This window comes from Streptomyces flavochromogenes (assembly GCF_000717595.1).
GTDB lineage: Bacteria > Actinomycetota > Actinomycetes > Streptomycetales > Streptomycetaceae > Streptomyces > Streptomyces flavochromogenes.
Genome location: NZ_JNZO01000078.1, coordinates 1 through 4565 on the forward strand (window position 1 = coordinate 1; position 4565 = coordinate 4565).

Genomic DNA, 4565 nt, shown 5'->3' on the forward strand with positions numbered 1-4565 from the left:
ACACCGGCACCACGCCCACGGGCACCACAGCACCCGTCGCGTTCACACCGCTCACCAACCGATCGCGCTCGACGGCGTCGAGGACGTCGATGTCGCCGATGGGGCGATCGGGGTCGGCGACGACGGCGCGCAGCAGGCGCTCCAGTCGGCCGACGACCGTGTCGACGGTGTCGCGGTCGAAAAGGTCGGCGGAGTAGTCGGCGACTCCTTCGAGGCCGTTCGGGACACCGTTCGCGGTGTGCCGCTCGCCGAGGCCGAGGGAGAGGTCGAACCGTGCCCAGGAGGACGCGCCGGCCTCGGCGGACACGGTCAGGCCGGGCAGTTCGAGCGCGGCGTCGCGGGAGTTCTGCACGGTCAGCGTCACCTGGAAGAGCGGGTGACGGGTCAGCGAGCGCTGCGGGTTGAGCGCCTCGACGATCCGCTCGAACGGCAGGTCCTGGTTGGCGTAAGCGGCGAGATCGGTGTCCCGGACGCGGGCGAGCAGCTCGCGGAAGGACGGGGCGCCGGAGGTGTCGGTGCGCAGGACCAGGGTGTTCAGGAAGAAGCCGACGAGGTCGTCGAGGGTGTCGTCGGTGCGGCCGGCGATCGGGGCTCCGATCGGGATGTCGTCGCCCGCGCCGAGCCGGCTGAGGACGGACGCGAGTCCGGCCTGGAGGACCATGAAGAGGCTGGTGCCCGTGGAGCCGGCGAGGGCCAGCAGCCGGCGGTGCAACTGGGCGTCGAAGGCGAAGCGCAGCTTCGCGCCGCGCTGGGCGCCGGTCAGCGGCCGGGGCCGGTCGGTGGGCAGGGCGAGCTCCTCCGGGAGACCGGCGAGCACGTCGGTCCAGTGGGCGAGCTGGCGGGCGATCTCGCTGTCCGCGTCGGCCTCGTCGCCGAGCAGCTCGCGCTGCCACAGCGTGTAGTCGGCGTACTGGACGGGAAGCGGCGTCCACTGCGGGGCGTCGCCGCGGAGGCGCGCCGCGTAGGCCGTGGAGAGGTCCGTGGCGAGCGGTGCGAGGGACCAGGCGTCGCCGGCGATGTGGTGCAGGACGAGGACGAGGACGTGCTCGTCCGGGCCGGTGGCGAGCAGGGTGGCCCGCAGCGGGACCTCCCGGGTCAGGTCGAAGCCGCGGCCGAGGAGTTCGGCGATCCGGCTCTGCGAGTCGGAGGAGCTCTCGTCGGAGGCGTCCGTCACGGTGAGGCCGACGGGCTGCGCCTCGCCGTCGAGGACGGCCTGACGGGGTTCGCCGTCGATGGCCGGGAAGACCGTCCGCAGGCTCTCGTGGCGCTGTGCCACGTCGGCGAGCGCCGCACCGAGGGCGGCCCTGTCGAGGCCTCCGGACAGGCGCAGGACCATGGGGATGTTGTAGAGCGGGCTCGTCGGGTCCATCTGGTTGATGAACCACAGGCGGCGCTGGGCGAACGACAGCGGGATCGCCTCGGGTCGCTCGGCCGGTGCGGGGGCCGGGCGTGCCGAGCCGGCGCCGTCGAGGCGCTCGGCGAGACCGGCGACGGTCGGGGCCTCGAAGAGGGCCCGGATGCCGAGCTGGACGCCGAGGACCGAGCGGATGCGGCTGAGCAGCCGGGTCGCGAGCAGCGAGTGGCCACCGAGTGCGAAGAAGCCGTCGTGGATGCCGACCCGGCCGACGCCGAGGACCTCGGCGAACAGCCCGCACAGGATCGCTTCCTGCGGGGTGCGCGGTTCCCGGCCCCGTACCGCCGCGGTCTGCTGCGGCGCGGGCAGGGCCGCGCGGTCGGTCTTGCCGTTCGGGGTCAGCGGCACCACGTCGAGGGTGACGACCGCCGAGGGGACCATGTACTCGGGCAGCACGGCGGCGACATGGCGGCGGACCGCCTCGGCGTCCGGGGCCGCGCCCTCGACGGGGACGAGGTAGCCGACCAGACGACGATTGCCGGGGGTGTCCTCGCGCACGGCGGCGACGGCGCGGGCGACGCCGGGGACCGCGGAGAGCGCGGCCTCGACCTCACCGAGCTCGATGCGGTGGCCGCGGACCTTCACCTGGTCGTCGGCGCGGCCGACGAACTCCAGGGCGCCGTCGGGGCGGTGGCGGACCACGTCGCCGGTGCGGTACATCCGCGTGCCGGCGGGGCCGAACGGGTCGGCGACGAAGCGCTGGGCGGTGAGCGCGGTGCGGTTCAGATAGCCGCGGGCCACGCCGTCGCCGGCGAGGTACAGCTCTCCGGGGACGCCCGCCGGGACCGGGCTGAGCCGCCGGTCGAGCACGTACGCCTGGGTGTTGCGCAGCGGACGGCCGATCGGGACGGCTCCGTCCGGCAGTTCCTCGCCGGGGTCGACGCGGTGCTGGACGGCGCTGACGGTGGTCTCGGTGGGGCCGTAGACGTTGAAGACCGCGCCGTCCGGGTGCCGGCGGCGCCAGGGGGCGACGGCGGCGGAGGTGAGGGCCTCGCCGGCGACGAGGAGTTCGGCGTCGGCCTCGGCCGGTTCGACGGAGTCGGCGAGCATGCCGAGGTGGCTGGGCGTGACCTTCAGCAGGCTGAAGTCCTGTTCGACGGCCCCTTCGAGGAAGTCGGTGAGCCGGACGCGGCCGCCGACGGTGAGCGGGACGTGCAGCGAGGTCACCGTGGTGTCGAAGGAGACCGAGGAGTGCAGCAGCACCGCTCCCTCGACGCCCCGGTAGTCGGCGGCGGCGCCCGCGACGTAGTCGGCGAGGCCCGCGTGACGGACGACGACGCCCTTCGGGGTGCCGGTGGAGCCCGAGGTGTAGATGACGTACGCGGCGTGGTCGGCCAGCAGCGGACCTGTGCGGTCCGCGTCTGCGGGGTCGTCCGCGCGCTGCCCGGCGAGTTCGGTGACGGTCGCCGGTGCGTCGAGGGCCAGGAGGGGCTTGGTGGCGGCCCTGGGCAGGTGCGGCACGACGTCCTGGGCGGTGACGACCAGGGCGGGCGCGGCATCGGCCAGCATGTAGGCGATGCGGTCGGCGGGGTACTCGGTGTCGACCGGCAGGTAGGCCGCACCGGACTTCAGCACGGCGAGCACGGCGACGATCATCTCCGGCGACCGCGGCACCGCGATCGCCACGATCGACTCCGGACCCGCGCCCCGCCCGATCAGCATCATCTGCGGCACGAGCAGGTCCGGCAGGGGGCGGGCGGTGTCGTTCCAGCCGTAGAGCAGCAGCTCGCGCTCGGCGGAGCCCAGGATGTCGAGGTCCTCGATCCGTCGGTCGGCGTCCGCGACGACGGGCCGGCGGGCGCGCCGTCGGCGGTGAGGCGCTCGTTGAGGCCGAAGGACAGGTCGAAGCGGGCCACGCCGCCGCTGCCCGGCTCGGCTCCGACGGTCAGGCCCGGCAGCTCCAGGGTGGGGTGCGCGGTGTTCTGCAGGGCCAGCACGATCTGGAACAGGGGGTGGCGGCCGAGGGAGCGGGGCGGGTTCAGGGCCTCGACGAGGCGTTCGAACGGCACGTCCTGGTGGGCGTAGGCGGCGAGGTCGGTCTCCCGGACCCGGGCGAGCAGGTCACGGAAGGACGGGTTTCCTGACGTGTCCGTGCGCAGCACGAGCTCGTTGATGAAGAAGCCGACCAGCTCCTCCGCGGCGTCGTCGGTGCGGCCCGCGATCGGGGTGCCGATCGGGATGTCCGTACCCGCGCCGAGGCGGGTCAGCAGGCTCGCCAGGGCCGCCTGGAGGACCATGAACAGGCTGGTGCCGGACTCCCGGGCGAGGCTCAGGAGCCGGCGGTGCAGCGCGGCGTCCAGTGTGAAGCGGATCCGCTCGCCCCGGTGCGAGGAGGCGTCGGGGCGCGGCCGGTCGGTGGGCAGGGACAGCTCGTCGGGCAGGCCGGCCAGGGTCTGCGTCCAGTGGGCGAGCTGGCGGGCGATCTCGCTGTCCGGGTCGGCCTCGTCGCCCAGTACCTCGCGCTGCCACAGCGCGTAGTCGGCGTACTGGACGGGAAGCGGGGACCACTGCGGCGCGGCGCCCTCGCACCGGGCGGTGTAGGCATCGCCCAGGTCGCGGGCGAGCGGCCGCATGGACCAGGCGTCGCCGGCGATGTGGTGCAGCACCAGCACGAGGACGTGCTCGTCCGGACCGACGGTGAGCAGCGTGGCCCGCAGCGGAGTCTGCTCGGCCAGGTCGAAACCGTGCCGGACGGTGGCGGCGACCTGCGCGGCGACCTCGTCCTCCGTGACGTCGCCGGTCCGCAGGATCCGGCCCGTGACGGTCCCGGCGTCGAGCACCACCTGTGTGGGCGTGCCGTCGGGTGCGGGGAAGACGGTGCGCAGGGACTCGTGGCGGGTCACCACGTCGGCGAGCGCGGCCTCCAGCGCGACCGCGTCCAGCGGGCCGTTCAGGCGCAGGCCCAGGGAGATGTTGTAGAGCGGGCTGTCGGTGTCGAGCTGGTTGATGAACCACAGCCGCCGCTGCGCGTACGAGAGCGGGATCTCGGCGGGCCGCCGCTGCGGGACGAGCGCGGCGCGGGCGGCCGCCGCACCGCCGCCGTCGAGGTGACGGGCGAGGGCGGCGACGGTGGGGGTCTCGAACAACGCGCGGACGGGCAGCTCGACACCCAGGACGGTACGGATCCGGGAGACGAGGCGGGTCGCGAGGA

Annotated in this window: 2 protein-coding genes; both read right to left on the bottom strand. The window is 74.3% G+C overall.

What is annotated here, in order from left to right:
- A partial coding sequence (locus IF00_RS42195) for an amino acid adenylation domain-containing protein (RefSeq protein ID WP_245234793.1) occupies positions 1–3079 on the bottom strand: 3079 nt, incomplete at its 3' end.
- Positions 3076–4565: condensation domain-containing protein (locus IF00_RS43115; RefSeq protein ID WP_280922644.1), on the bottom strand; the 1490-nt coding region annotated here is incomplete at its 5' end. The genes IF00_RS43115 and IF00_RS42195, both read right to left, overlap by 4 nt.